The organism is Cupriavidus sp. 05L310 (genome assembly GCF_056398185.1).
This window is the reverse complement of the sequence record NZ_JBFTOX010000032.1, coordinates 12,253-39,212: the sequence shown is the minus strand read 5'-3', so window position 1 is coordinate 39,212 and position 26,960 is coordinate 12,253. Positions and strand designations below refer to the sequence as shown.

The 26,960-nt window shown below is 67.2% G+C and carries 19 protein-coding genes; 12 read left to right on the top strand and 7 right to left on the bottom strand.

All coding sequences use genetic code 11. The features are described 5' to 3' along the window. Positions 1-15: 15 nt before the first annotated feature. The 7 genes from AC1DS6_RS22855 to AC1DS6_RS22825 form a co-directional block, all read right to left on the bottom strand. The gene (locus AC1DS6_RS22855; RefSeq protein ID WP_441634876.1) at positions 16-987 is read right to left on the bottom strand and encodes a DMT family transporter; all 972 of its coding nucleotides are present in this window, start codon (positions 985-987) and stop codon (positions 16-18) included. After that, positions 984-2,618, bottom strand: a complete 1,635-nt coding sequence (locus tag AC1DS6_RS22850; RefSeq protein WP_477103193.1) for an NAD(P)H-hydrate dehydratase — start codon at positions 2,616-2,618, stop codon at positions 984-986. Before AC1DS6_RS22850 ends, AC1DS6_RS22855 begins: the two co-directional genes overlap by 4 nt. Before the next feature lie 2 nt (positions 2,619-2,620). After that, entirely contained in the window at positions 2,621-3,901 is a 1,281-nt protein-coding gene (locus tag AC1DS6_RS22845; RefSeq protein WP_441634109.1) for a D-amino acid dehydrogenase, read from the bottom strand. 41 nt (positions 3,902-3,942) lie between these two features. Continuing rightward, positions 3,943-5,253 (bottom strand): TRAP transporter large permease, encoded by a 1,311-nt coding sequence (locus tag AC1DS6_RS22840; RefSeq protein WP_035870958.1) that lies wholly within the window; start codon positions 5,251-5,253, stop codon positions 3,943-3,945. After that, complete coding sequence (locus tag AC1DS6_RS22835; protein ID WP_441634106.1) at positions 5,253-5,804, bottom strand: TRAP transporter small permease subunit; 552 nt, start codon at positions 5,802-5,804, stop codon at positions 5,253-5,255. The genes AC1DS6_RS22840 and AC1DS6_RS22835 overlap by 1 nt, the downstream gene beginning before the upstream one ends. A gap of 120 nt (positions 5,805-5,924) precedes the next feature. Further along, on the bottom strand, positions 5,925-6,887 hold the full coding sequence (locus tag AC1DS6_RS22830; RefSeq protein ID WP_441634113.1) for a TRAP transporter substrate-binding protein: 963 nt from the start codon (positions 6,885-6,887) through the stop codon (positions 5,925-5,927). Positions 6,888-7,041: 154 nt separating this feature from the next. After that, on the bottom strand, positions 7,042-8,385 hold the full coding sequence (locus AC1DS6_RS22825; protein WP_441634104.1) for an amidase: 1,344 nt from the start codon (positions 8,383-8,385) through the stop codon (positions 7,042-7,044). 306 nt (positions 8,386-8,691) lie between these two features. On the opposite strand from AC1DS6_RS22825, the gene AC1DS6_RS22820 reads away from it, so the two are divergent. The 12 genes from AC1DS6_RS22820 to purL all read left to right on the top strand — a co-directional run bounded on the left by AC1DS6_RS22820 (position 8,692) and on the right by purL (position 26,871). Continuing rightward, positions 8,692-9,294, top strand: a complete 603-nt coding sequence (locus AC1DS6_RS22820) for a winged helix DNA-binding protein (RefSeq protein ID WP_045237773.1) — start codon at positions 8,692-8,694, stop codon at positions 9,292-9,294. Positions 9,295-9,420: 126 nt separating this feature from the next. Next, the gene (locus AC1DS6_RS22815) at positions 9,421-13,065 is read left to right on the top strand and encodes a hydantoinase B/oxoprolinase family protein (RefSeq protein ID WP_441634102.1); all 3,645 of its coding nucleotides are present in this window, start codon (positions 9,421-9,423) and stop codon (positions 13,063-13,065) included. 64 nt (positions 13,066-13,129) lie between these two features. After that, on the top strand, positions 13,130-13,282 hold the full coding sequence (locus AC1DS6_RS22810; RefSeq protein WP_441634100.1) for a hypothetical protein: 153 nt from the start codon (positions 13,130-13,132) through the stop codon (positions 13,280-13,282). A 62-nt stretch (positions 13,283-13,344) separates the two neighbouring features. Then, positions 13,345-15,906: a hypothetical protein gene (locus AC1DS6_RS22805; protein ID WP_477103192.1), complete on the top strand. Its 2,562-nt coding sequence runs from the start codon at positions 13,345-13,347 to the stop codon at positions 15,904-15,906. A gap of 21 nt (positions 15,907-15,927) precedes the next feature. Beyond that, a complete protein-coding gene (locus tag AC1DS6_RS22800; RefSeq protein ID WP_441634096.1) occupies positions 15,928-17,775 on the top strand; it encodes a GMC family oxidoreductase in 1,848 nt (615 codons plus the stop codon). A gap of 27 nt (positions 17,776-17,802) precedes the next feature. Further along, complete coding sequence (locus AC1DS6_RS22795; RefSeq protein ID WP_441634094.1) at positions 17,803-18,234, top strand: hypothetical protein; 432 nt, start codon at positions 17,803-17,805, stop codon at positions 18,232-18,234. Positions 18,235-18,239: 5 nt separating this feature from the next. Further along, positions 18,240-20,507 (top strand): xanthine dehydrogenase family protein molybdopterin-binding subunit, encoded by a 2,268-nt coding sequence (locus AC1DS6_RS22790; RefSeq protein WP_441634092.1) that lies wholly within the window; start codon positions 18,240-18,242, stop codon positions 20,505-20,507. A 16-nt stretch (positions 20,508-20,523) separates the two neighbouring features. Then, positions 20,524-20,982: a (2Fe-2S)-binding protein gene (locus AC1DS6_RS22785; protein WP_441634090.1), complete on the top strand. Its 459-nt coding sequence runs from the start codon at positions 20,524-20,526 to the stop codon at positions 20,980-20,982. A gap of 35 nt (positions 20,983-21,017) precedes the next feature. After that, positions 21,018-21,158 carry a hypothetical protein gene (locus AC1DS6_RS22780; protein ID WP_441634088.1) on the top strand — a complete coding sequence of 47 codons (141 nt, stop codon included), beginning with the start codon at positions 21,018-21,020 and terminating at the stop codon, positions 21,156-21,158. Between the two features lie 192 nt (positions 21,159-21,350). Beyond that, entirely contained in the window at positions 21,351-22,145 is a 795-nt protein-coding gene (locus AC1DS6_RS22775; RefSeq protein ID WP_441634086.1) for an MBL fold metallo-hydrolase, read from the top strand. Positions 22,146-22,153: 8 nt separating this feature from the next. Then, complete coding sequence (locus AC1DS6_RS22770; protein WP_441634084.1) at positions 22,154-22,519, top strand: alkyl sulfatase C-terminal domain-containing protein; 366 nt, start codon at positions 22,154-22,156, stop codon at positions 22,517-22,519. A 305-nt stretch (positions 22,520-22,824) separates the two neighbouring features. Beyond that, on the top strand, positions 22,825-26,871 hold the full coding sequence (gene purL, locus AC1DS6_RS22765) for a phosphoribosylformylglycinamidine synthase (protein WP_441634082.1): 4,047 nt from the start codon (positions 22,825-22,827) through the stop codon (positions 26,869-26,871). The last annotated feature ends 89 nt before the right edge of the window (positions 26,872-26,960 follow it).

Genomic DNA, 26,960 nt, shown 5'->3' with positions numbered 1-26,960 from the left:
GGTGGTGTTCTGACATCAGCCCGGGCGGCCAAGCCGGCGGGCGACCGCGCGCAATGCCGATTCCCCTCCCGCCACACACACGCCGCCGGCGCAGATCACCGCCACGCCCAGCGCCGTGATCCAGTCCGGCAACTGGCCGAATGCCAGGTAGCCGATCGTCGTGGCCGACAGGATCTGCAAATAGAGAAAGGGGCTGAGAAACGAGGCATCGGCATACTGGAACGCCCGGATCACAAAATAATGTCCAACCGAACCGGTGATGCCGGTGCTCACCAGCAGCACCGCTTGCAGGGGCGTGGGCACCGCGTGGAACCAGAAAAAGGGCACCAGCAGCGTGGTCAGGGCGGCGCCGGTGACGCCACTCTGGATCAGGGTGGTCATGGGGGCGTCGTGCGCGGCGATGCGTCGCGTCAGCATCTGCATCAGCGCGAACACCAGCGCGGACAGCAGGCCCAGCGCAATACCCGCCCCGCTCAGCTCGCCGCCCGGCCGCACCACGATCAGCATGCCGGCGAAGCCGATCGCCACGCCACTCCAGCGGCTGACGCGCGCATGCCGTCCCGGCCGCTCGCCGAGCAGCCAGGGCGACAGCGCCACCACGAAGAGCGGGGCACAGAAATTGAGCGCGGTGGCCTCGGCCAGCGGCATCAGCTTGAGCACGCTGAAGAACACCAGGGTCGAAACCAGCATCAGCCCGCCGCGCAGCCATTGCAGGCCGGGCTTTACCGGACGCCATTGCTGGCGGAAGCGCGCCGGCCCTAGCAGCAGGAAGATGGCGATCACATGGCCGACATAGCGCACCCAGGCTACCGCTGCCACCGGCAGGCCTTGCTGCGTCAACGTCTTGCTGCTGGCGTCCAGCAGGCTGAGGATCCACTGGCCGAGCACCAGCAGGGCAATGCCGGTGAGCAACTGGCGCCGGGCCGGCGAAGTGGCTGTCGCGCTTGCGGCGGACAGCCGGGTAACGCTGTCGGTGGCCTTGTTCATGAGCCGCGCGGATCTCGCAGCAAGGCATTGAACAGGCTGCGCATCGGCGTGTAGAGCTCGCTGGCGGTGAGTCCGGCGGGGCCTGTGCCGTGAGCCACAAGTCGGTCGGCGGCGCGTCCGTGCAGCCAGACCGCCGCCTGCGCCGCTTGTAGCGCCGGCATGCCCTGGGCGAGCAGGGCGCCGATCATGCCGGCCAGCACGTCGCCGGTGCCGGCAGTCGCTAGCCCGGCGTTGCCGGTCGGGTTGACCGACAGCGCTACGTTGCCGCTGGCGTCCGGTGGCGCCGCGATCACTGTGCCGGAGCCTTTGAGCACGATCACGGCCTGCCATTGCGTGGCCAGCAAGCGTGCCGCCGCCAGGCGGTCGCGCTGGATTTCCGCCACGCCGAGGCCGGCCAGCCGGGCGGCTTCGAGCGGGTGGGGTGTCATCACGCGCACCAGCGGGCTGCCCTCCAGCATGGCAGCCAGCGCGGCATCCGAGGCGAGCAGGTTCAGCGCGTCGGCGTCCAGTACCAGGGCGGGCAACTCGGCGGCGCAGGCGCTGCCGTGCAGCAGTTGCGCGAACTGCTCGCGTGCCGCCGTGCCGGTGCCCATGCCCGGGCCGACCACCAGCGCGGACATGGCAGACAGCGCGATCTCCGCGATCGGGTGCAGCATCAGTTCCGGTTGCACGGGGTCTAGCAGCGGCGCGGGCTGCGCCAGGAAGCCGATGTGCACGCGCCCGGCGCCAAGGTGCAGCGCGGCGCGCGCGCCGAGCAGCGGCGCGCCGGTCATGCCGATGCCGCCGCCGATCACGGCGAGCGAGCCGAACGTGCCCTTGTTGGTGGCATGGCGGCGCGCGGGCAGTGCCCTGGCGAACGAAGCCGGCACGTTGACCGTGGCGCAGGCCGGCTGGGCCGGGGGGTAGGGCAGGCCCAGCGGGGCGATATCGACTTCACCCGCGCAATCGCGTCCATCGAGCGTCAGCAGGCCCGGCTTGGCCGCAATGAAGGTCAGCGTGCGGCAGGCGCGGACCGCCGGCGCGCCGCCGCCGGTATCGGCGAACAGCCCGCTCGGGATGTCGAGCGCGAACACCGGCAACTCTGAGTCCGCCAGATGCGCGATCCACTGCGCCATAAAGCCATCGGCGGCACGGTTCAGGCCGATGCCGAGCAGTCCGTCGACCAGCGCGCGGGTATCCCCGGGAATCGCAGGCAGGGTGCCGTGGCAGGCCGTCTCCGGCAGCGCGCGCAGCGTGACGCCCGCCGCGCGCGCCTCGAGCCAGGCGCGGCCGGCGTCGGCGGGCAGGCGATCGGGCTCGGCGGTCAGCCACACCTGGACCTGGCGCCCGGCCTGGTGCAGACGGGTGGCGGCCACCAATGCGTCGCCGCCGTTGTTGCCGGGTCCGGCCAGCAACAGCAGCGGGCCAGCCGGGGCATGGTGTGCCAGCCAGGCGGCCGCGGTATTTCCTGCCCGCGTCATCAGTTCGAAGGCGGGCAGGCTGGCCATGGCGGTGGCTTCGACCTGGCGGATGGCCGCCACGCCGTAAAGCGGGATCTCGCTGGCGCTGGCGGTGTCCAGGGGCAGCCAGGCGTCGGTGGGCAGTACCGTGGCTGGCGCGTGCGTGGGCGGGATCTGGGTAGGGGTTTGCATGGTCAGCGCGGGCCTAAGCCATAGCGGGCGGGGGTCAGGCCGTCCAGGTCGATGCCGGGGTGGTTGCCCGCGATCAGGTCGGCGGCGATGCGGCCGGAGCCGCATGCCATGGCCCAGCCCGTGGAGCCGTGACCCAGGTTGAGAAAAAGGCCGGGCATGGCGGTGGCGCCAATCAGCGGCGGGCCGTCAGGCAGCATGGGGCGGGCGCCGGCCCATAGCGTGGCGTTGTCATAGTGGCCGGCGACGGGAAACCAGTCGCGCGCCACCTTGAGCAAGGTGTTGATGGCCGCGGGGCGCAGGTCGAGCTTGCGCGAGCCGAGTTCGGCGGTGCCGGCAATCCGCATGCGGTTGCCCATGCGCGTGACGGCCACCTTGTACGACTCGTCCATCAGCGCGGCCAGCGGCGCCTGCAGTTCGTCGCTGACCTGCACCGTGGCGGAGTAGCCTTTGACCGGGTAGAGCGGGATGCGCAGGCCAAGCGGGCGCAGCAAGGCGGCGCTGGCGACGCCGGCGCTCACCAGTACGCGATCGGCGGTGCGTGTTTCGCGCGTGGCGCCGGCAGCGCCGGCGCGCAGGTCCAGCGCGAGCTTGCCGCCCGGCAGCGGCCGCAGCGCACAGGCGTGGCTGTCCATGACGAAGCGCACGCCGGCGGCTTCCGCCAGCACGCGCAGCCGGCGCACGAACATCGGGCAATTGCCGGATTCGTCCTCGGGCAGGTGCAGCCCGCCGGCCAGCGGCGTGTCGGTGGTGAGGCCGGGCTCGATGCCCCGGCAGCCAGCGGCATCGACCAGCCGGTGCGGCACCTTGTGCTCGCGCAGCAAGGCCAGCGCCGGTTCGGCCAGGCTCCGGTCGCGCTCGGTGCGGAACAGTTGCAGGTAGCCTTGCGACTGCTCGTAGTCGATCTCCAGCTGGCTGCGCAGCGTGTGCAGGCATTCCCGGCTGTAGAAGGCCAGGCGCTGCATGCGCAGCTTGTTGACACGGTAGCGCTCCAGCGTGCATTCGCCCAGCCAGCGCGCGATCCAGCGCCACATGGCCGGATCGGCGCTGGGCCGGAACAGCACGGGCGAGGTGCTGGCAAAGAGGTTGCGCAGCACCTTGCCCGGCATGCCGGGCGCGGCCCACGGGGTAACGTAGCCGGGCGCGATCACGCCGGCATTGCCGAAGCTGGATTCCTGCGCCGGCGCGGCGCGCCGTTCGACCACGGTCACTTCGAAGCCGGCTTCGCGCAGGTACCAGGCGGAGCAGACGCCGATCACGCCGGCGCCGATCACGATCACATGCATGGCACTCCGTTGAGGGCCGGACCGGCCCTCGCTGTCGATGGCTACTTCAACTCTTTTTGCATGACCACGTCGGGCAGCCAGGTGACGATTTCCGGCCACACGGTGACGATGGCGATCGCCACCACCATCATCATGAAGAATGGCAGCGACACCCGGGCTATGTAGTTGCTGTCCTTGCCTGTCATGCTCTGCAGCACGAACAGGTTGAACCCCACCGGCGGCGTCACTTCGGCGATTTCCACCAGCAGCACGATGAATATCCCGAACCATACCAGATCGAAACCCGCCGCCTGCACCATCGGCAGCACCGTGGCGGTGGTCAGCGCGATCATGGAAATGCCGTCGAGCGCGGTCCCCAGCAGGATATAGATCACCGTCAGCACGGCGATCAGCGCCCATGGCGACAGGTGCATCGCGGCCACCCATTCCGCCAGCGCGCGCGGGATGCCCGTGAAGCTCATGGTCACCGACAGGAAGGAGGTGGCGCCCAGGACGAACATGATCATCGCGGTCAGCCGGGTGGCCGACATCAGGCTCTCCCAGAAGGCCTTGCGCGTCAGCGATCCGCCCACCCACGCCAGCGCCAGCGAAGCCACCACGCCGTATGCCGCGGCTTCCGTGGCGGTGGAGTAGCCGGTGATCATGATCCAGGTGATAAAGGCGATGAGCACGATGCAGGGCATCAGCTGGCGGATCGAGGCGAGCCGCGAGCGCCAGTCGAAGCGTTCCGCCTGCGGCGTCTTGTCCGGGTTCGAGAGCGCCCACACCACGATATAGCCGGAGAACAGCAGCATCAGCAGCAGGCCGGGCAGGAAGCCGGCCAGGAACACGCGGATGATCGACACATCGGCCGAGACCGCATAGACCACCATGGTGATCGAAGGCGGAATCAGGATGCCGAGCGTGCCGGCGCACGACAGCGAGCCCAGCGTGACGCGCTCGTCGTAGCCGCGCCGTGTCAGTTCGGGCAGCGCGGATTTGGCGATGGTGGCGCAGGTGGCGGCCGACGAGCCCGACACGGAGCCGAAGATGCCGCACCCCAGGATGTTGACGTGCATCAGCCGCCCCGGCAGCCAGTTCAGCCAGGGCGACAGCCCGTTGAACATCTGCTCGGACAGCTTGGTGCGGAAGAGTATCTCGCCCATCCAGACAAAGAGCGGCAGCGATGCCAGCGTATAGGAAGCGCTGGACGACCACCAGGCATTGGCCAGATTGACCAGCGCATCGCGGTCGGCGAAGACCACCAGCCCCACCCAGGAGGTGACGGCGATGGCAACCGGAATCCACGCGCCGATGACCAGGAAGACGATCATCACCACCAGCAGGATCAGGGAAATCAGGACGGTGCTCATCAGACGGTCTCCCCGAAATCGCCGGCGGCCAGCTTGGCTTCCTGCGCCAGCTGGTAGCGCGGCTTTTGCCGGCGCGCCACGCGCTGCAGTTCGTCGAGCACTGCCAGCATGAAGCCGCCACAGCCCAGCACCGCGAAGCTCTGCGGAATCCACAGCGGCACCACGATCTGGCCCTGCGAGACATCGCCGATCTCCCAGCTCTGCCAGGCGAAGGAGAACAAGGCCCAGGTGGCATAGGCGGCGAACACCGCGCAGATGACCAGCGAGACCAGTTCGAGCCACCAGCGCATGCGCGGTTTGACGGCCTCTAGCAGCATTTCCACGCGCACGATGCCGCCATGCTGGAAGGTCTGGCCAAGGACGAGGAAGGCGGAAGCGGCGCACAGCCACGCAACGATGTCGTCGCCGCCCTTGAAGATGATGGTGGTCTCGCGCGAGAACGACATCAGGATCATGATGATGCAGACCCCGAGAATGCATAGCGCGCCGAGCACGGCGAACAGGTCAAGCAGCCGGTCCAGCCAGCGCTTGTTGACGGAAGGAGCTTCCATGGCGAGAGGGGAGGGAGAATGCGGTGAAAAAAGGGCGCGGGATGCTGCGGCAGCAGTGGCCGTGGCGGCAGGCAGTGCCGCCGCGGCCGGATACGGATCGCTTGTTTCTCGCTACTTCGCTTACTTCTTGTAGGCGTCGAGAATGGCCTTGCCGTCGTCGCCGGCGCCCTTGGCCCATTCGTCCACCATCACCTGGCCAACTTTCTGCATGTCCTGCTTGAGCTGGGGCGAGGGCGGCTGCACCGTCATGCCGTTCTTGCCGAGCACGGCCAGGTACTCACGCGTTTTCTGCTCCGATACCTGCCAGCCGCGCTTCTCGGCCTCGGCAACGGTCTTGAGCAGGGCGTCCTGGGTCGGCTTGTCCAGCGCGGCGAAAGACTTCTTGCTGACCACCAGCATGTTCTTGGGCAGCCAGGCATCGACGGTGTAGAAGTACTTCACGCTCTCCCACACCTTGGTGTCGACGCCGGTGGCGCCCGAGGACATGAAGGAGTTCACAGTGCCCGTCGCCAGCGCCTGGGCGAGGTCGGCGGCCTGGATCGTCACCGGCTGCGCGCCCACGAGCTCGGCGATCTTGGAGGTGGCGGGGTTATAGGCGCGCCACTTCAGGCCCTTCATGTCGCCCGCGTTGTTGAGCGGCTTGTTGGCGTAGATGCCTTGCGGCGGCCAGGCCACCGCGTACAGCAGTTTCAGGCCTTGCTTGTCGAGCACCTTGTCGGTGACAGCGCGCGAGGCCTGCCACAGCTTGTAGGAGTCCTGGTAGCTGGTGGCCAGGAAGGGCACCGCATCCACGCCGAACACCGGGTTCTCGTTGGCCAGCAGCGACATCAGGATCTCGCCCATCTGGACCTGGCCGGTCTGCACGCCGCGCTTGATTTCGTTGGCCTTGAGCAGCGAACCGTTGGGGTGGATCACGATCTTCAGCTTGCCGCCGGTGGCCTTCTCCACGTCGCTGGCCATTTGCTGCAGGTTCTCGGTGTGCAGGTTGCTGACCGGGTAGCCGGTCGGCAGGTCCCATTTGGTCTCGGCTTGCGCGGCGGACATCATGACGGAGGAGGTGGCAAGCACCCCGCCCAGCAGCATGTACTTAAGTGTTGCCTTCCCTTGCATCGATCTCTCCTGGTTGATCGTTTTGGCTGATACGTCTTTGTCTGTCTTTGACTTTTGTTTCTTATCTTTGCTGCCCGTGCAACCTGGCTCATGGATTGCACGGCGGTGTGCGGCTTGGCCCGGCGCCTCAGGCGGCCGGCTTGACGATGGATTCCAATGCAATTGCCGTGCCCAGCAGTTGCGCGTCGCGCAGCGCACCGTGCGAGAGCATCAGGCCGACCGGCAATTCGTCGGGCTGGTGGCAGGGCAGCGAGATCGAACAGCCGTCAAGGAAGTTGAAGGCCGAGGTATTGCGCAGCAGCAGGGCATTGGTGCGGAAGAACAGGGCATCGTCCGCCACCAGCGGGGCGATCGGCGGCGCCACCATCGGCACGGTGGGGCAGGCCACGGCGTCGAAGCCGCCGATGCGCGCCGCAACCCGCGCGATCCAGTCGGCGCGGGCGCGCATAAGGTCGACATAGTCGGCTGCGCCCATGCTGGCGCCGCGGTCGATGCGCGAGGCTACGCGGGGGTCGTATTGCTCGCGCCGGGTGGCCAGCGCGTGGCGGTGGATGGCATAGGCCTCGGCGGCGGTGAAGCCGCCCGCGGCGTTGATGGCGGGCAGTTCGGTCAGTTCGGGCAGGTCGATGTGCTCGATCTGCACGCCGGCCGCGGACAACCGGCCCAGGGCACGGTCGAAGGCGCGCGCCACGACGGGGTCGAGGTCGTCCAGCAGGTACTGGCGCGGGATGGCCAGGCGAATGCCGGCCGCGGCCTTGATGGCCGGGATGACAGCCTCGTCGGCGATCACGCTGTCCACCAGGACGCAGTCATGCACCGTGCGCGCCATGGCGCAGGCGGTATCCAGGGTGTAAGACAGCGGGAAGGCGCCGTCCAGCGGCACGCGGCGGGCAGTGGGCTTGAAGCCGGCCAGGCCGCACAGGGCCGCTGGGATGCGGATGGAACCGCCGGTATCGCTGCCCAGCCCGGCCACTGCCAGGCCCAGCGCCACGGAGACGGCGGCGCCGGAGGACGACCCGCCGGGAATACGTGCCACCTGCGCATCCGCCGGGTTCACGGGCGTGCCGAAATGCGGGTTGATGCCCACGCCGGAGAAGGCGAACTCCGTCATGTTGGTGCGGCCCACCAGGGCCGCGCCGCTGTCGCGCAGCCGGCGCACCACCGTGGCATCGGCCGTGGCTGCCGCCGCGTCGCTGCGTACCGGTGAGCCGGCGTGCGTGGCTTCGCCGGCGATATTGAACAGGTCCTTGACCGAGACCGGCAGGCCCGCCAGGGGATGCAGGGGCTTGCCGGCCAGGCTGGCGGCGTCGGCCGCCCGCGCTACCTGCGCCGCGGCGTCGAAGGTGGTGCGCAGGAAGACGGCATTGGCCGCCGGCGTCTGCGCAAGCTGCTCCGCTTCAGCGATCACGTCGGCCCGCGAAGTCGCGCCATCGCGAAGTTTTGTCTGTAATGTATGGATATCCGTGGACATTGGGCTCGCGCTCAATCGCGCTCAGGAGGGTTCGGATCGAGTCTATCCAGTGCATTCGCACCGCGCAACCAGCCCATTGCCGGGCGCGAGAAGGTCCCTGGGATAGTGCGTGAATCGCTTTCTCCGCCCTGTTTTCGTGCAGAATCCACGGTGACATCTCCGATGTTTTGCTTGGATTTATTTTGTGTTTATCCTCATAATTTGTTAATAAACTGTCAAGCCAAATATGGTGGCGGCGGCATCGGGGATATACCTAGTCATCCTTGTCATACCGTCCAGGCACCAACCCACGAAAGGAGTGAAGACATGGCGCGTAAGCCAGCATCCGAGCCAGCCCGGGCCGACGACGACGGCAGCGGGAACGAGGCGTCCGCGCGGTCCGCGGCCAGCGCGTTTGCGCGATCGTCCGGGCCGAATATCGTGTCGTCTTCGCACCTGGTGTCCGAGCGCAGCCCGGAACTGTCCGAGTTCGAGTTCGGCCTGAACACGGCCTACAACGCCTATAGCCGCTGGGTGGTGCGCTGCATGGGCGCCTCCGGCGTGCGCGACCTGACTTTCCTGGATGTGCTGGTGCTCCACCATGTCAACCACCGCGCGCGTCCCAAGCGGCTGGCCGATATCTGCTTTGTGCTCAATGTGGAGGACACCCACCTCGTCACCTACGCGCTCAAGAAGCTGCAGGGCCTGGCGCTGGTGGAGGGCGAGCGGGTCGGCAAGGAAGCCACCTACATCACCACGCCAGCCGGCACGGAAGCCTGCGCGCGCTACCGCGAGATCCGGGAGCAGTGCCTGACCAGCAATTTCTCCGCGGGCAGCGCGGAGAACGCCGAGATCGGCGAGCTGGCACGACTGCTGCGTGTGCTGACCGGCCTGTACGAGCAGGCCGCGCGCTCGGCCACGTCGCTGTAACCGCCCTTGCCGATGCAGCGGCGACTTCCGTAGCGGCCCGGGGCCGGGCTGCTACGGGAATCGCTTGCCTGACGTTCCAGGTTTTTCCCCGACATTGCCATCACACCGCTGCAGGGAATCTCCCATATGTCGCTGCCATTCTCCGCCGCCAATGTCTCGGATCGCCGCCGCTGGCAATTCTGGATCGACCGCGGCGGCACCTTTACCGATGTGGTCGGGCTCAGGCCGGACGGTACGGTGGTCACGCACAAGCTGCTGTCCGAGAATCCGGAGCAATACAGCGACGCCGCCGTGGCCGGCATCCGCCACCTGCTCGGGCTGGCGGCCGACGAGCCGGTCACGCCGGCGCAGGTGGAGGTGGTGAAGATGGGCACCACGGTGGCGACCAATGCCTTGCTGGAACGCAAGGGCGAGCCGGTGGCGCTGTTCATCACGCGCGGTTTCCGGGACGCGCTGCGCATCGCCTACCAGAACCGGCCCCGGCTGTTCGACCTGAATATCGTGCTGCCGGAGCTGCTCTACCGCGAAGTGGTGGAGGTGGGCGAACGCCTGGACGCGCGGGGCGAAACGGTGACGCCGCTCGACGAGGCATCGCTGCGCGCCGATATGCGGCGCGTGTTCGACAGCGGCATCCGCGCCATCGCCATCGTGTTCCTGCACGGCTACCGGCAAGCGGCGCACGAGCTGGCGGCGGCGCGGATCGCGCGGCAGACCGGCTTCACGCAGATCTCCGTGTCGCACCAGGTGTCGCCGCTGATGAAGCTGGTCTCGCGGGGCGATACCACGGTGGTGGATGCCTACCTGTCGCCGATCCTGCGCCGCTACGTGGAACAGGTGGAGCAGCAGATGCCGGGTGTGCGGCTGCAATTCATGCAGAGCAGCGGCGGCCTGACCGATGCGCACCGCTTCCAGGGCAAGGACGCCATCCTGTCCGGCCCGGCCGGCGGCATCGTCGGCATGGTGCGTTCGTCGCAGAGCGCCGGTTTCGGGCGCATCATCGGCTTCGACATGGGCGGCACGTCCACCGATGTCTCGCATTTCAACGGCAGCCATCCCAACGATTTCGAGCGCGTGTTCGAAACCAGCGTGGCGGGCGTGCGCATGCGCGCGCCCATGATGAGCATCCACACGGTGGCCGCGGGCGGGGGCTCCATCCTGCATTTCGACGGCAGCCGCTTCCGCGTCGGCCCGGATTCCGCCGGCGCCAATCCCGGGCCGGCGAGCTACCGGCGCGGCGGCCCGCTGGCGGTGACCGACTGCAACGTCATGCTCGGCAAGATCCAGTCGGGCCATTTCCCCGCGGTGTTCGGCCCGCGCGCCGATGCGGCGCTGGATCGCGATGTGGTGGTGGCGAAGTTCGAGGCGCTGGCGCAAGCCGTGTCAGCCGCCACCGGCGATGCGCGCAGCGCCGAGCAGGTGGCCGAGGGCTTCATCGAGATCGCCGTGGGCAATATGGCCAATGCGATCAAGCAGATATCGGTGCAGCGCGGCCACGACGTGACGGGCTACACGCTGACCACCTTCGGCGGCGCGGGCGGCCAGCATGCGTGCCTGGTGGCGGACGCGCTTGGCATGCAGACCGTGTTCGTGCATCCGCTGGCCGGCGTGTTGTCGGCCTACGGCATGGGGCTGGCTGACCGCACCGCGATGCGCGAGCGGGCGGTGGAGGCGCGGCTCGACGCTGCGGCGCTGCCCGTGCTGCAGGCTGTGCTCGATACGCTGGCAGGCGAGGCGCGCCGGGAGTTGCTGGAGCAGGAGGTGGCCGAGGCGCAGATCGACGTGGTGCGCCGCGCGCACCTGCGCTATGAGGGCACGGATTCGGCGCTGGTGGTGCCATTCGGCAGTCAGGCTGCCATGCAGGCCGCGTTCGATGCGGCCTATCGGCAGCGCTATGCCTTCCTGATGCAAGGCAAGCCGCTGGTGGTGGAAGCCGTGTCGGTGGAAGCCATCGGCAGCAGCGAACCGCCCGAGGAAAAGCTGCCCGAGCCGCCGCCGCGCGCAGGCGGCCCGGTGCCGGCGGAGCAGGTGCGCATGTTCAGCGGCGGCAACTGGCACGATACCGGGCTGTTCCCGCGCGATGCGCTGCGACCCGGCGACGTGCTGCCGGGACCGGCCATCATCGCCGAGCGCAATGCCACCACGGTGGTGGAGCCCGGCTGGCAGGCCGAGCTGACCGCGCGCGACCACCTGGTGCTGACCCGCGCCGTGCCGCGTCCCCGGCGGCGCGCGATGGGCACCGACGCCGATCCGGTCATGCTGGAGGTCTTCAACAACCTGTTCATGTCGATCGCCGAGCAGATGGGCCAGCGCCTGCAGAACACGGCGTACTCGGTGAACATCAAGGAGCGGCTCGACTTCTCCTGCGCGATCTTCGATGCCGGCGGCAACCTGATCGCCAACGCCCCGCATATGCCGGTGCATCTTGGTTCGATGGGCGAGAGCATCAAGACCGTGATCGCGCGCAATGCCGGTCGCATGGCCGACGGCGATGTCTACGTGCTGAACGATCCGTACAACGGCGGCACGCACTTGCCCGACGTCACGGTGATCACGCCGGTCTTCGACGAGGCCGGCGCGGAGATTCTCTTCTACGTCGGCTCTCGCGGCCATCACGCCGATATCGGTGGCATCACGCCGGGCTCGATGCCGCCGGACTCCACGGTGGTCGAGGAGGAAGGCGTGATGATCGACAACTTCCCGCTGGTGAAGGCCGGCGTGCTTGACGATGCCGGCATGCGCGCGCTGCTGGCCGGCGCGCGCTACCCGGCCCGCAATATCGACCAGAACATGGCCGACCTGCGCGCCCAAGTGGCGGCCAACGCCAAGGGCGTGGAGGAATTGCGCAAGATGGTGGTGCAGTTCGGCCTGCCGGTGGTGCGTGCCTATATGGGGCACGTGCAGGACAACGCCGAGGAAGCCGTGCGCCGCGTCATCACCGCGCTCAAGGACGGCGCCTATCGCTATCCGCTGGACAACGGCGCCCAGATCCGGGTGCGCGTCACCGTGGACCAGGTCCGGCGCGAAGCGGTGGTGGACTTCACCGGCACGTCGGCGCAGTTGTCCAACAACTTCAATGCGCCGCGCGCGGTGTGCATGGCGGCCGTGCTCTATGTGTTCCGCACGCTGGTCAACGAGGATATCCCGCTCAATGCCGGCTGCCTCAAGCCGATCAGGGTGATCATTCCCGAGGGCTCGATGCTGAATCCGCGTTATCCGGCTTCGGTGGTATCGGGCAACGTGGAAACTTCCTCTTGCATCACCAACGCGCTTTACGGCGCGCTGGGCGTGGTGGCGGCCAGCCAGGGCACCATGAACAACTTCACCTTCGGCAACGATCGCTACCAGTATTACGAGACCATCTCGGGTGGCAGCGGCGCCGGGCAGGGCTTTAGCGGCTGCGACGTGGTGCAGACCAATATGACCAACTCGCGCCTGACCGATCCGGAGGTGCTGGAATGGCGGTTCCCGGTGCGGCTGGAAAGCTATGAGATCCGGCCGGGATCGGGTGGGGCCGGGCAGCGGCATGGCGGCAACGGTGGTATTCGCAAGGTCCGCTTCCTTGAGCCGATGACGGCGTCGATCCTGTCCAATAACCGCTTGCATGCGCCATTCGGCATGGCTGGCGGCGAGCCCGGCGCCATGGGGCGCAACTACGTTGTGCGCCATGATGGCAGCGAGGAGGCGCTGGGCCATGTCGGCCGCTGCGAGATGGAGGCGGGCGATATCTTCGTGGTGGAAACGCCGGGGGGCGGCGGCTTCGGGGCGGCGTAGGGACCGCGAACGTCCTCGATGTTTTCACGAGCCGAAGCGAGAGCGCTTCGGCTCGTTGCCATTCATGGCGCGCGAAGCAGAATTCAACGTCGAACAGATCCGTCTTTCGTCACTTGGCCTCAAGGCCGTCATCCGGATTTTCAGATCCACCATTTTCGGCAACTCCGGCACTCCTGGCGACGACGCTGAAATAACCGCGTTGCAGCAATTTCCTTGACTTATCCCCAGGTCATTCCTAGGTTTATCAAGACTCCGGGGTGCAAGGCCATAGCGCGATAAATGGCCGATTCTCTTGGGCAGGGAGGGGCGGCGGTGAATCCAGGCAGCAGAGCTATCGTTCTGGTTATTGCGTTGATTGGCTCGATCGCCGTGGGCGGGTGTTCGAAACCGGAACCGGGTCACGTCCTGGACGAGGCGCAGCAGGCGGGCCGCGGCGCGGAGTCGTTCCGGCACGCCGCGGAAGACTATTTTCACGATATGGATCGTGGTGTCGCCCTGACCAGGGAAGAGATCATGGGCCGCAATATGTGGCTCGTCTGGAGTGGCGGCAACGACAGGTTCTGGGACGGCATGACGAACTTCACGTTCGGCGCCTTCGACCTGCTCAAGTCCATCAGCTCGCATCCCGGCCAGGGCTATTCGCGCGACACCCGCTGGAGCTCCCTCGGCCTGGTCAACGAGCCTTGTTTCGAAAAGCCCCTCGCGCCCGATCCGCAACGCTTCGGGCTATGGCTCGACCAACGGGTGAAGGATTGCCCGGCCGATCCGTTCGAAAACGAACAGGCCTATCCAGGGGTCAGGACCGGCGCGCGCGGCACCACTTTCTCGAACGGCGCGAAGCTCCCGGTCGGCTCCTACTACGGCTATCCCACCGGCATCGTCGGGTTGCGCCTGTTTCCCAATCCGGCTTTTGACGAGAAGGCCGCAAAGGCGTGGGATCCGCAGCGCTATTACACCGATCCGGCCTACTACAACAGAGCCGACCTGGTGCGCCCCTATCGCGTGGGCATGGCCTGCGGCTTCTGCCACGCAGGCCCCAGCCCGGTCCATCCGCCCGCGGACCCGGCGCATCCGAAATGGGCCGACCTGAGCTCCACGGTGGGCGCGCAGTATATGTGGGTGGACCGGCTCTTCATCCACAATGCATCGACGCGCGAAGGCCAGCAGAATTTCATGTTCCAACTCGTGCATACGTTCCGGCCGGGCGCCATGGATACCTCGCTGGTCTCCACGGACAACATCAACAACCCCAGGACCATGAACGCGCTCTACGACCTGATGGCGCGCATGGGCGTGGCGAAGCGGATCGGGCAGGAGAAGCTGGCCGGCGGCGAGCTGAACAACCGGCAGATCAACGACTTCGTGAAAAGCGGCGCGCTGACGCAGTTCTACGCGCCGCCCGATACGGTATGGACGCCGCACGTCCTCAAGGATGGTGCCGACTCGGTCGGGGTGCTGGGCGCCCTGAACCGGGTGTACCTGAATATCGGGCTGTTCAGCGAGGAGTGGCTGCTGCACTTCAATCCTATCCTCGGCGGCAAGTCCATCACGCCCATCGAACTTTCCGTGGCGCAGAGGAACTCGAGCTATTGGAAGGCGACGGAAGCCGGCACCTTCAATACGGCGCTGTTCCTGCTGAAATCGACCCCGCCGGACCACCTGAGCGATGCGCCGGGCGGTGCGTCATTCCTGGCGGACGTGTCGTCGCCGGCCGGCGCCGCGCTGCTTGAACAGGGCAAGAACGTGTTTGCCGATACCTGCGCACGCTGTCATTCCAGCAAGGCGCCGCCGCCGCCGGCCAGCCTGAACCTGCAGAACTGCGCGGGGCCGAACTACCTCGCGTGCTTCATGCGGTACTGGAAATGGACGCAAACGGACGAATTCAAGGCGCAGATGCGCAAGGTCGTCAATGCGCCGGACTTCCTGGAGGGCAACTATCTTTCGTCCGATGCGCGCGTTCCCGTCACGCTGCTGCGCACGAATGCATGCAGTCCGCTGGCGACCAATGCGCTGCGGGGAAATATCTGGGACAACTTTTCGTCGGAGTCCTACAAGACGCTGCCATCGGTTGGCACCATCACGCTCAATGACCCGTTTACGGGTGAGCGCTGGCAGTACCGGATGCCAGCCGGCGGGCGTGGCTACACGCGTGTGCCCTCGCTGATCAGCGTGTGGTCGACTGCGCCGCTCTTCCTCAACAATGCGCTCGGGCCGTTTAGCGAGGATCCTTCGGTGGCAAGCCGGGTGAAGGTATTCGATGCTTCCATCGAGCAATTGCTCTGGCCGGAAAAACGCGCGCGCGACGAGGTCCTGGGGACCAAGGTGCCCGGCGTGATCGACCGCACCACGGAGCGCAGCCAGATCACTGTCCCGGCGGGCTTCGTGCCGGATGCGCTCAAGCCGCTGCAAGGCTTCATGCACCGCTTCGCGCCGTGGCTGGTAGGGGCCGGAGGCGATGTGACCATCGGTCCCGCGCCCAGGCAGATGCCGGTCAACCTGATCGCCAATATCCAGCCGCTGGCGGAAAGCAGCGAAACCGGTGCAAAGGCCGACCACGCGGCCAAGGTGGTGAGCCTTGCGGTCAAGCTGAAGTCCGACCTGGCTTCGGTACCGGAGGGCGCCACCGACGACGATCTGCGAAAGACCTACGCCAACCTCGTCAAGCCCATGCTGAGCCTGAGCAAATGCCCGGATTTCGTGGTGAATCGCGGCCATTACTTCGGCACGGCGGAGTTCAACAACCAGGCCGGCCTGAGCGCCGATGAGCAATCGTTCGGGCAGGAGCCGGTACTGAGCGACGAGGACAAGCGGGCCTTGATTGCCTTTCTCAAGACCTTCTGATGAAGACTGCGCGGCGGGGATATGTCTGCTCAAGGCGAGGAAGCTTGGGATTATGTGATCGTTGGCTCCGGCGCGGGCGGCGGCACGCTCGCCGCGCGGCTCGCTGAAGCAGGCATGCGCGTGTTCCTGATCGAGGCGGGTTGCGATGCGCGCGAGCATGGGGCGGCGTGCCTGCCGGAGGATTACGAAGTGCCGGCGTTTCACGCCTGCGCCTCCGAGAATCCCGCGATGAGCTGGAACTTCTTCGTGCGTCATTACGCGGACGATGCACAGCAACGGCGCGACCCCAAGTGCGGCAGCGAAGGCGTGCTCTATCCCCGGGCCGCGACCCTGGGCGGCTGCACCGCCCACAACGCGATGATCTTTCTCTACCCCCACGATGCCGACTGGGACGGCATTGCCGCGCTGACCGGCGACCGCTCGTGGAAGGCCAGCCACATGCGCCGCTATGCCAAGCGGCTGGAGCAATGCCGTCACCGTCCGCTGTGGGCGCTTGCCCGCCGCCTGGGTTTCGATCCCACTGCCCACGGCTGGGACGGCTGGCTCAGCACGGAGCGCGCGTTTCCCCTGCAGGCGCTCACCGATGACGCGCTGACGCGCCTGATTCTCGGCTCGATGGAGATGGCGGCGCGCAGCGTGCCGAGGCGGCTCCATGCCTTGCTGCGCTTCTTCCGGTGGCAGGGCGACCCGAACTCCAGGATCTGGGGAAGACGATGTTTCGATGGCGTGTGCTATACGCCGATGACGACCAGCGGCCATGCCCGCACCGGCACGCGCGAACGGGTGCTGGAAGTCGCCGGCCGTTTTCCCTCGCGGCTGCATATCGAACTGGACGCACTGGCGACCAGGGTGCTGATCGACGCGAACGGCACCGCGTTCGGGGTCGAATATCTCAAGGGGCGGCATCTCTACCAGGCGCACGTCTCGCCAAATCCGGCGCCCGGCGTGCGGCAGGAAGTGCGCGCTCGCCGCGAGGTGATCCTGGCGGGCGGCGCGTTCAATACGCCGCAATTGCTGATGCTCTCGGGGATTGGTCCCGCCGGGCACCTCCGCGAGCATGGCATACCCGTGCGGGTGGATCTGCCTGGGGTCGGCCGCAACCTCCAGGATCGCTATGAGGTGGGCGTCGTGAGCCGGATGGCGCGGCCCTGGCAGATACTGAACGGCGCCCGCTTCGAGAGGGACGACCCGGCCTATTGCAGCTGGCGCGACCTGCGCCACGGTGTCTACACTTCCAACGGCGTCGCGATCGCGGTGGCGAGGCGTTCGCGCAAAGGCCTTCCCGTGCCGGATATTTTCTGCATGGCGCTGGTCGAGCACTTTGCCGGCTATTTTCCGGGTTATTCCAAGGTGTTCGCCCAGAGCGACGATATCCTCACCTGGGCCATACTCAAGGCGCACACGCAGAATCGCGCGGGCACGGTCCTGCTGCGGTCCGCGAATCCGCTCGATACGCCCCTGATCAACTTCCACTATTTCGAGGAGGGCGATGCCGCCTCGGACGAGGATATGCGCGCGGTGATCGAAGCCATCCGCTACGTGCGCAAGCTGGCCGTACCGCTGGCCGAGCGCGGCGTGATCGCGCAGGAGCAGCTTCCCGGCGCCCACCTGCGCGATGATGCGGAACTGGCTGGCTATGTGCGCGACAACGCGTGGGGGCACCACGCATCGTGTACCTGCGCCATCGGCCCGCGCGAGGCGGGCGGTGTGCTCGACAGCGGTTTTTCCGTGCACGGAACGCGCCGGCTGCGTGTCGTCGACGCCTCCGTTTTTCCGAGGATTCCTGGCTTTTTCCCGGCTAGCGCAATTTGCATGGTTGCCGAGAAGGCGGCCGATGTCATCTTGAACGAGACGACAACGGGCGCATAGGCAGCCGATCGACAAGGGAGGTGGAAGATGGCCTACGACGTGAGCAAGCTGCTGGCGATGAGCCAGGAACAGCTGGACGAATTGTTCCGCAACAGCCCGGCCGGCGAGATTCCGGATGGCGAAGCCACGGGCACGGCGATCATCTCGCCCGGCACGGTGTTCAGCGAGAGCATCGCAAGGATGATCAATCTTTTCGCCTGGCAGGGCAAAGTCTTCGACGCCAGGCGCGGGGTGCTCAAGAACAAGATATCGCCTTTCGGGCTCGAGGCCATCCTGGCGAAGGTGTACAAGGGTGAAAGCTGGCTCGACCAGAAGGAGTGCATTGTCCTGGACTATGCCGAGACTTCGGTCGTGGCGCACTGGATACGGGACGAGATCCGCTGCATCGCGCCGGATGCCTATCTCGGCGTTGTGTACTGGGACAAGCATCGCCTGATCGACTTTTCCCTTGTGTTCTGACCATCATGAAGCGCAGGACCTTCCTGTTTGGCGGAGTCGGCGCCGCCGGTGTGCTGCTGGTGGGCTGGTCGTTGCTGCCGCCGCGCCAGCGCCTGACGACATCGGCCCCATTGCCGGCGGTCGGCACGCAGGTCGGGCTCAACGGCTGGGTCAAGATCGCCGCGGACAACAGCGTCACCATCATGATGTGCCGCACGGAGATGGGGCAGGGCGTGCACACCGGCCTGGCCATGGTACTGGCCGACGAACTGGACGCGGACTGGGCGCAGGTGAAGGTCGAGCATGCGCCCGTGGACAAGATCTACAACAACCTGGAAGTCGTTGTCGACGATCTCCCGTTCCGGGCGGACGACGATGGCGTGGTCAGGCAAGGGGCGGTCTGGTTCACCCGCAAGCTCATGCGCGAGATCGGCGAGATGGTGACAGGCGGCTCGTCGAGCGTCAACGACCTGTGGGAGCCGATGCGCGAGGCCGGCGCATCCGCCCGCGCGATGCTGATCGGCGCCGCCGCCGCGCGGTGGAACGTGCCTGTGGGCGAGTGCCGCGCGCAGGACGGCAAAGTGCTGCACGCCTCCGGCAAAACGGCCACCTTCGGCGAGCTGGCGGCGCAGGCCGCCAAACAGCCGATGCCGGCGAAGGTGGCGCTGAAGGCGCCATCCGAATTCAGGCTGATCGGCAAGAACATGCGGCGCATCGAGGCCGCGGCCAAGATCGATGGCACCGCGCGCTTTGGCATCGACGTGCTGCCCGAGGGACTGCTGTACGCCAGCGTGATGATGTGTCCGACGCTGGGTGGTACGGTGGCGAGCTTCGACGGCTCGGCCGCGGCCGCGTTGCCGGGCATCGTCAAGGTGTTCGCGGTCGATGGCTACAACGGCGGCACCGGCGGCGTGGCGGTGATCGCCGACAATGCGTACCGGGCCATGACCGCGCTGGATGCGGTCAAGATCGTGTGGAACCACGGCCCCGCCGCCGCGCTGTCCAGCGCGGACGTGAGCCGCCGTCTGGCGCAGGCGCTGGATGAATCCGACGGCCACGCCTATTACCGGCACGGCGACGTCGATGCCGCGTTGAAATCCGCCGCGAAAACCCTCAACGCGGAGTACAGCGTGCCCTACCTTGCGCATGGCGCGGTGGAGCCCATCAACTGCACGGTGCAGGTTCGCGACGGCGCGGCCAGGGTCTGGGTCTCGACGCAGTTGCCTGGCCTGGCGCGCAAAGCGGTCGCCAGGGTGCTCGCGCTCGATGCGGAACGGGTCGACGTGCAGCCGCAACTGGTCGGCGGCGCATTCGGGCGGCGGCTGGAGGTGGATTTCATCTCCCAGGCGGCGGCCATCGCGCGCGAGGGGGGCGGCAGGCCGGTCCAGACGATCTGGACGCGCATTCAGGACACCACGCACGACTTCTATCGGCCGGCTTGCGTCTCGCGCTTCAAGGCCGGGCTCGATGGCGCAGGCAACCTCATAGCCTGGCACAACACGTCGGCCAGCCAGGCGATCGTGCCGGGCGCGCTGTCGCGTCTGCTTGGCCTGCCTCGCCTCGGCATCGACAAGACCACGACGGAAGGGGCATTCGACCGGCCCTACGAATGGCCGAACGCGAGGGTCGGCCATGTGATTGTCGACCTGCCGGTGCCGGTGGGCTTCTGGCGCTCGGTCGGCCATTCGCACCAGGCCTTTTTTACCGAGAGCTTCATCGATGAGCTGGCGGCGGCGGCTGGCAAGGATCCCGTGGCGTTCCGCGCCGGCCTGTTGGCAAAGCACCCGCGCCACATGGCCGTGTTGCAGCGCGCCGCGGAACTGGCCGGCTGGGGGCGGGCGCCAGGGCAGGCTACCGACGGCGCCGCGCGCGCGCGCGGGGTGGCGCTGCACGAGGCCTACGGCAGCATCGTCGCGCAGGTGGCGGAGGTATCGCTGGCGCCGGACAAGCGGGTGCGTGTGCACCGGGTGGTCTGCGTGATCGATTGCGGTACGGCGGTGAACCCGAACCTGATCCGGCAGCAACTGGAAAGTGCGATCATTTTTGGCCTGTCGGCCGCGCTGTACGAAGAAATCACGATCGACCATGGCCAGGTGCACCAGCGGAATTTCAAGGAATTTCCTGTCATCCACATCAACGACTGCCCGGCGATCGAAACCGACATCATGCCGAGCCAGGAACATCCGCGGGGCGTGGGCGAAACCGGCACGCCGCCGATTGCGCCGGCGGTGGCGAATGCCCTGTTTGCGCTGACCGGGCAGCGCCTGCGCGCATTGCCCTTGAAGTTTGCATGAGCTGCGGGAGAGAACCATGTTATCCCTGAACATCAACGGCAAGGCGGTGACCGTGCGGTCCGATCCGGACACGCCGCTGTTGTGGGTGCTGCGCTGCGAACTGGGGTTGACCGGCACCAAGTATGGCTGCGGCGTGGGCATTTGCGGCGCCTGCACGGTACAGATGAACGACGACCGGGGCTTCGCCTGTCAGCGCAAGGTCTCGTCGCTGGAAAAGACCAGGATCGTGACCATCGAAGGCTTGCGCGGCGCGCAGGCGCAAGCCTTGAAGGCTGCCTGGATCGATCTCGATGTGGTGCAGTGCGGGTACTGCCAGAGCGCACAGCTCATGGCTGCCAGCGCACTGCTGAAAAAAATCCCGAAGCCCAGCGATGCCGACATCGATGCGTTCATGTCCGGCATTGTCTGCCGCTGCGGCACCTATCCGCGGATCAGGGCGGCCATCCATCGGGCAGCCGGGCAGCCGCGCGCCTGAGGCACTGCCGCCTTGCGAGGGTATTTCCGGATAACGTGAACACAAAGCGCGGCCAAGACTTCAGCAAGCACCGTGGCTTGTACGCCGCCGCCGTGCTGGAGCCGCGCCGCATGCCGCCCGCGGCCCGCGAGACCTCGCCCTCCTGGCCGCTGGCGCGCTCCCATATGGCGTCCTGATCAACGCGGTGCTGACCGACCCCGGGCCCTTGAAGCTGGACGCGCCTGCGCTGCAGGTGGAGTTGCTGGCGGCGCTGTCGGCCTATCTCAATGTAAAGGCCGAGGGGGAATGACGAACCGGCTGATGGAGAAGTTGCCCGGCGCGCTGGTGCTGCGCTGGCAGTAACCCGCATTAACCAACACGGAGACCCCATGACGGACAATCCAGGCTGTGCCCACGCGGCCACGGCTGACTTTCATCGCCTGCTGGCGCGCGAACTGCCGGAGCACGACGAACAGGACTGGGAGGACGCGCAGCGCGGCTTTCTCGGCACCATCCCCGATGCCAGGGTCGCGCGCGCCAACGGCCACGGCGTGTGGAACCTGGAGGCGTACGGTTTCCTCGATGCCGGGCAGGCGCCGGATACCGTCAACCCGAGCCTGTGGCGGCAGGCGCGGCTGAACCGTATCCACGGGCTGTTCCAGGTCACGCCGCGTATCTTCCAGGTGCGGGGATTCGATATCGCCAACATCACCTTTATCGAAGGCGACACCGGCGTGATCGCGCTGGACGCGCTGACCTGCCCGGAGACTGCCGCCGCGGCGCTTGCGCTGTACCGGCAGCATCGCGGCAACCGCACGCTGCACACCGTGATCTACAGCCACAGCCATGCCGACCACTTCGGCGGGGTGGCGGGACTGGTGGACGAAGCCGACGTGCGCGCCGGACGGGTACAGGTGATAGCGCCATCCGGCTTCATGCACCACGCCATTGCCGAGAACGTGATCGGCGGCGTGGCAATGGCGCGCCGCGCGCAGTTCCAGTTTGGCCATACGCTGGCCAAGGGGCCGGCGGCGCAGGTGGATGCGGGGCTGGGCAAGACCTTGCCGTTGGGACGCTCCACGCTGATCGCGCCGACGCTGTCGATCGAGGCGGAACACGAAGTCCACGTGATCGCGAAGGCCCGCCCCAGGCCAATCCGCAGGGGCCGCCGGCCAATGCCCTGATGCACGCCATGAGCAACGAACTGTTGTTCGACGCGCTGGCGGTGCGCATCCATGGCCAGCGTGCCGAAGGCATGGCGTGCCAGCTCGGCTGGCATTTCACCGAGAGCGGCGAGCAGTGGGTGAGCACCTTGTCCAACTGCGCGCTGAGCAGCCTGCAGGTGGAGGCGGCGTCCTCGGCGGACGTGGTCATCGAAACCACCCGCGACACGCTCGACGGGCTGTTGACGCGGCGCTGGACCGTTGCCGAGGCCATGGCCGAAGGCCGCCTCTCGCTGAGCGGCGCCGTATCGCTGCTGCCGCGCTTCATGGGCCTGCTGGACCAGTTCAGCGGCAGCTTCCCGGTGGTGGATGCGGCGCCGTGGCCCGACCGCTGAGCCGGCCACGCCCGTAAAGCAGCGCCGGCGGTGACACCGGCGCTTCGCCGGCGCAGGGGTGCCGGCTGCGGCAGACGGATTGAAGTGCCGCTTGCGGCATGCTGTGCCGGGCGGGGCGCCTTCCGCGTGATGGCTGCGAGGCTCGTCCGCGGCACCCGTGCCTTTGTCCATCAAGCTGCCCGTGCTGCATCGCGGGAAACCCCCTTCGACAAGGTATAATGCCGGTTTCCCGCCAGCACGGCGCCCCAACCAGCGGCGCCGGCCGGTAGCAGCCCCTACCTCCTGCCCTCCCGACCGCTCAGACCATGGCGCATTTCTCGTGCTTCCCCGGTGCATTGGCGCTTTCCGCCTTCCGCCAGCAACGCCTGCTCACCGCCCTCAAGCAGATCGACGCCGACATCGAGTCGGTGCACGGCCAGTTCCTGCATTTCGTCGACACCGACGTGCCGCTGTCCCAGGACGACAGCGCCCGCATCGGCGCGCTGCTGACCTACGGTGCGCCTTTCGAGGCACAGACCGAAGGCGACCGTTTCGTGGTGATCCCGCGTTTCGGCACGATTTCGCCGTGGGCCAGCAAGGCCACCGATATTGCGCATAACTGCGGCTTCGAGCACGTCCACCGCATCGAGCGTGGCATCGAGATCACCGTGGTGTGCAAGAAGGGCCTGCTGCGCGGGCGCAAGTCGCTGGACGCCGGCACCCGTGCCGCCGTGGCCGCCCACCTGTTCGATCGCATGACCGAATCCGTGGTGGCCTCGCGCGAGGACGCCGCCGGCCTGTTCCAGGAACTGCCCGCCAAGCCGCTGCGCTTCATCGATATCTCCGGTGGCCGCGCCGCGCTGGCGCAGGCCAATACCGAGATGGGCCTGGCGCTGTCGGAAGACGAGATCGATTACCTGGTGGACGCCTACGCCAGGCTGGAGCGCAACCCGACCGACGTCGAGCTGATGATGTTCGCGCAGGCCAACAGCGAGCACTGCCGCCACAAGATCTTCAACGCCACCTGGACCATCGACGGCGTGCAGCAGGATAAATCCCTGTTCGCCATGATCCGCAATACCCACCAGCTCAACCCGCAAGGGTCGATCGTGGCGTACTCGGACAACTCCGCGGTGATGGAAGGCGACGTGGCCGAGCGCTGGTTCCCGCGCGGCACCGGGCACAAGTACGGCCGCCATGAGGCGCTGACCCACACGCTGATGAAGGTGGAGACGCACAACCACCCGACCGCCATCTCGCCGTTCCCCGGCGCCTCCACCGGTGCCGGCGGCGAGATCCGTGACGAGGGCGCCACCGGACGTGGCGGCAAGCCCAAGGCGGGCCTGACCGGTTTCACGGTTTCCAACCTGATGCTGCCCGATGCCGTCGAAGGCTGGGAAAACGCGCGCGACGCGGCCCAGCCGGTGGCGCACCGCAACCCCGCCGACAAGCCCGGCGTGACCGGCAAGCCGGATCGCATCGCCTCGCCGCTGCAGATCATGACCGACGGCCCGCTTGGCGGCGCCGCGTTCAACAACGAGTTCGGCCGCGCCATCCTGGGTGGCTACTTCCGCGTCTACGAGCAAAACGTCGGCGGCACCGTGCGCGGCTATCACAAGCCGATCATGATCGCCGGCGGCATCGGCAATATCGACGCCGGCCACACGCACAAGAAGGACCTGCCCGCCGGCTCGCTGCTGATCCAGCTGGGCGGCCCGGGCATGCGCATCGGCATGGGCGGCAGCGCCGCCAGCTCGATGGCGACCGGCACCAACACCGCCGACCTGGACTTCGATTCGGTCCAGCGCGGCAACCCCGAGATGGAGCGGCGCGCGCAGGAAGTGATCAACGCCTGCTGGCAACTCGGCGACGACAACCCCATCCTGTCGATCCATGACGTGGGCGCGGGCGGCATTTCCAATGCCTTCCCCGAACTGGTGGACGGCGCCGGCCGCGGCGCGCGTTTCGACCTGCGCCAGGTGCACCTGGAAGAGTCCGGCATGAGCCCGGCCGAGATCTGGTGCAACGAGTCGCAGGAACGCTATGTGATGGCGGTGGCGCCGGAATCCTTCCCGCTGTTCCAGGCCATGTGCCAGCGCGAGCGCTCGCCGTTCGCGGTGGTGGGCATCGCCACCGAGGAGAAGCAGCTGCAGCTGGTCGACGCCCATGTCGACGCCGCGCTCAAGGAACACCATGCCGTGAACATGCCGATGGACGTGCTGCTGGGCAAGCCGCCGCGCATGCACCGCGACGTCAGGCATGTGGAGCAAAGCCTGCCGCCGGTGGACGTGACCGGCATCGCGCTGGACAAGGCCGTGCGCGACGTGCTGCGCCACCCCACCGTGGCCAGCAAGTCCTTCCTGATCACCATCGGCGACCGTACCGTGGGCGGCATGAACGCGCGCGACCAGATGGTCGGCCCCTGGCAGGTGCCGGTGGCCGACGTGGCCGTGACCACGCTCGATTACAAGGGCCGCACCGGCGAAGCCATGACCATGGGCGAGCGCACGCCGCTGGCCGTGATCAACGCTCCGGCCTCCGGCCGCATGGCCATCGGCGAGGCACTGACCAACCTGGCCGCCGCGCCGGTCAAGGACCTGGGCAAGGTGAAGCTGTCGGCCAACTGGATGGCGGCCTGCGGCGTGGAAGGCGAGGACGCCAAGCTGTATGACACCGTGCACGCCGTCGGCATGGAGCTGTGCCCGGCGCTGGGCATCAGCATCCCGGTGGGCAAGGATTCGCTGTCCATGCGCACCAAGTGGCAGGACAACGGCGCCGACAAGGAAGTGGTCGCGCCAGTCTCGCTGATCATCTCGGCGTTTGCCGCCGTGGACGACACCGACCGGACCCTGACCCCGCAACTGCGCACCGATGCCGGCGACAGCGTGCTGATCGCCATCGACCTCGGCCGCGGCAAGAACCGCCTGGGCGGCAGCATCCTGGCCCAGGTGACGCAGCAGGTAGGCGACACCGCGCCGGACGTGGACAACGCCGAAGACCTGAAGAACTTCTTCAACGTGATCCAGCGCCTGAACCGCGAGGGCAAGCTGCTGGCCTACCACGACCGTTCCGACGGCGGCTTCCTGGCTGCCCTGGCGGAAATGGCCTTTGCCGGCCATTGCGGCCTGTCGCTCAACGTCGACATGCTGGCGCTGGACCCGGTCCAGGAGCAGGACTTCGGCGACGCCAAGAACTGGGCCCAGCAAATCTCCGGCCGCCGGGACGAGCAGACCCTGCGCGCGCTGTTCTCGGAGGAACTCGGCGCGGTGATCCAGGTACGCCAGGAAGAGCGCGATGCCGTGTTCGCCGTGCTGCGCGAGGTTGGCCTGTCGGCATGCAGCCACGTAGTGGGCAAGCCCAACACCACCGACCAGATCGAGATCTACCGCGACGCCAAGAAGGTGTTCGGCGCCGCGCGCGGCGAACTGCAGCGCACCTGGAGCGAAGTCAGCTGGCGCATCGCGCGCCTGCGCGACAACCCCGCCTGCGCCGATAGCGAATACGACCGCCTGCTCGACGCGGCGGACCCCGGCATCTCGCCGGTACTGACCTTCGATCCGGCGGAAGACATTGCTGCGCCGTTCGTGGCAACCGGTGCGCGTCCGCGCGTGGCGATCCTGCGCGAGCAGGGCGTCAACTCGCAGATCGAGATGGCCTACAGCATGGACCGCGCGGGCTTCGACACGCACGACGTGCATATGAGCGACCTGATCGCGGGCCGCGCCAACCTGGCCGAGTTCTCCGGCTTCGTGGCCTGCGGCGGCTTCAGCTACGGCGACGTGCTGGGCGCTGGCGAAGGCTGGGCCAAGACGATCCTGTTCAACGCGCAGATGGCCGAGCAGTTTGCAGCCTTCTTCAACCGCCAGGATACGTTCGCGCTGGGCGTGTGCAATGGCTGCCAGATGATGAGCAACCTCGCCCCGATCATCCCGGGCGCGGGCGCCTGGCCCAAGTTCACGCGTAATCAGTCGGAACAGTACGAAGCGCGCTACGTCACCGTGGAAGTGCAGTCCTCGCCGTCGATCTTCTTCGCCGGCATGGAAGGCAGCCGCATCCCCATCGTGGTGGCGCACGGCGAAGGCTTTGCCGACTTCTCGCAGCAAGGCGACAAGAGCCAGGCCCAGGTGGCGCTGCGTTTCGTGGACAACCTCGGCGCACCCACCCAGACCTATCCGCTGAACCCGAACGGCTCGCCGGACGGCATTACCTCGGTGACCACCACGGATGGCCGCTTCACCGTGCTGATGCCGCACCCGGAGCGCGTGTTCCGCACCGCCACCATGAGTTGGGCGCCGGATGCCTGGAAGCAGGTGGCGGATGGCGGCAGCCCGTGGATGCGCATGTTCCGCAACGCGCGGAAGTGGGTGGGTTGAGCGGTTTGCCGCTGGCTCGCTGGTAGAAAAGAGAAAGCTCGCCTCGCGCGGGCTTTTTCTTTTGCTAACGGGCGTGCATGGCGAAGACG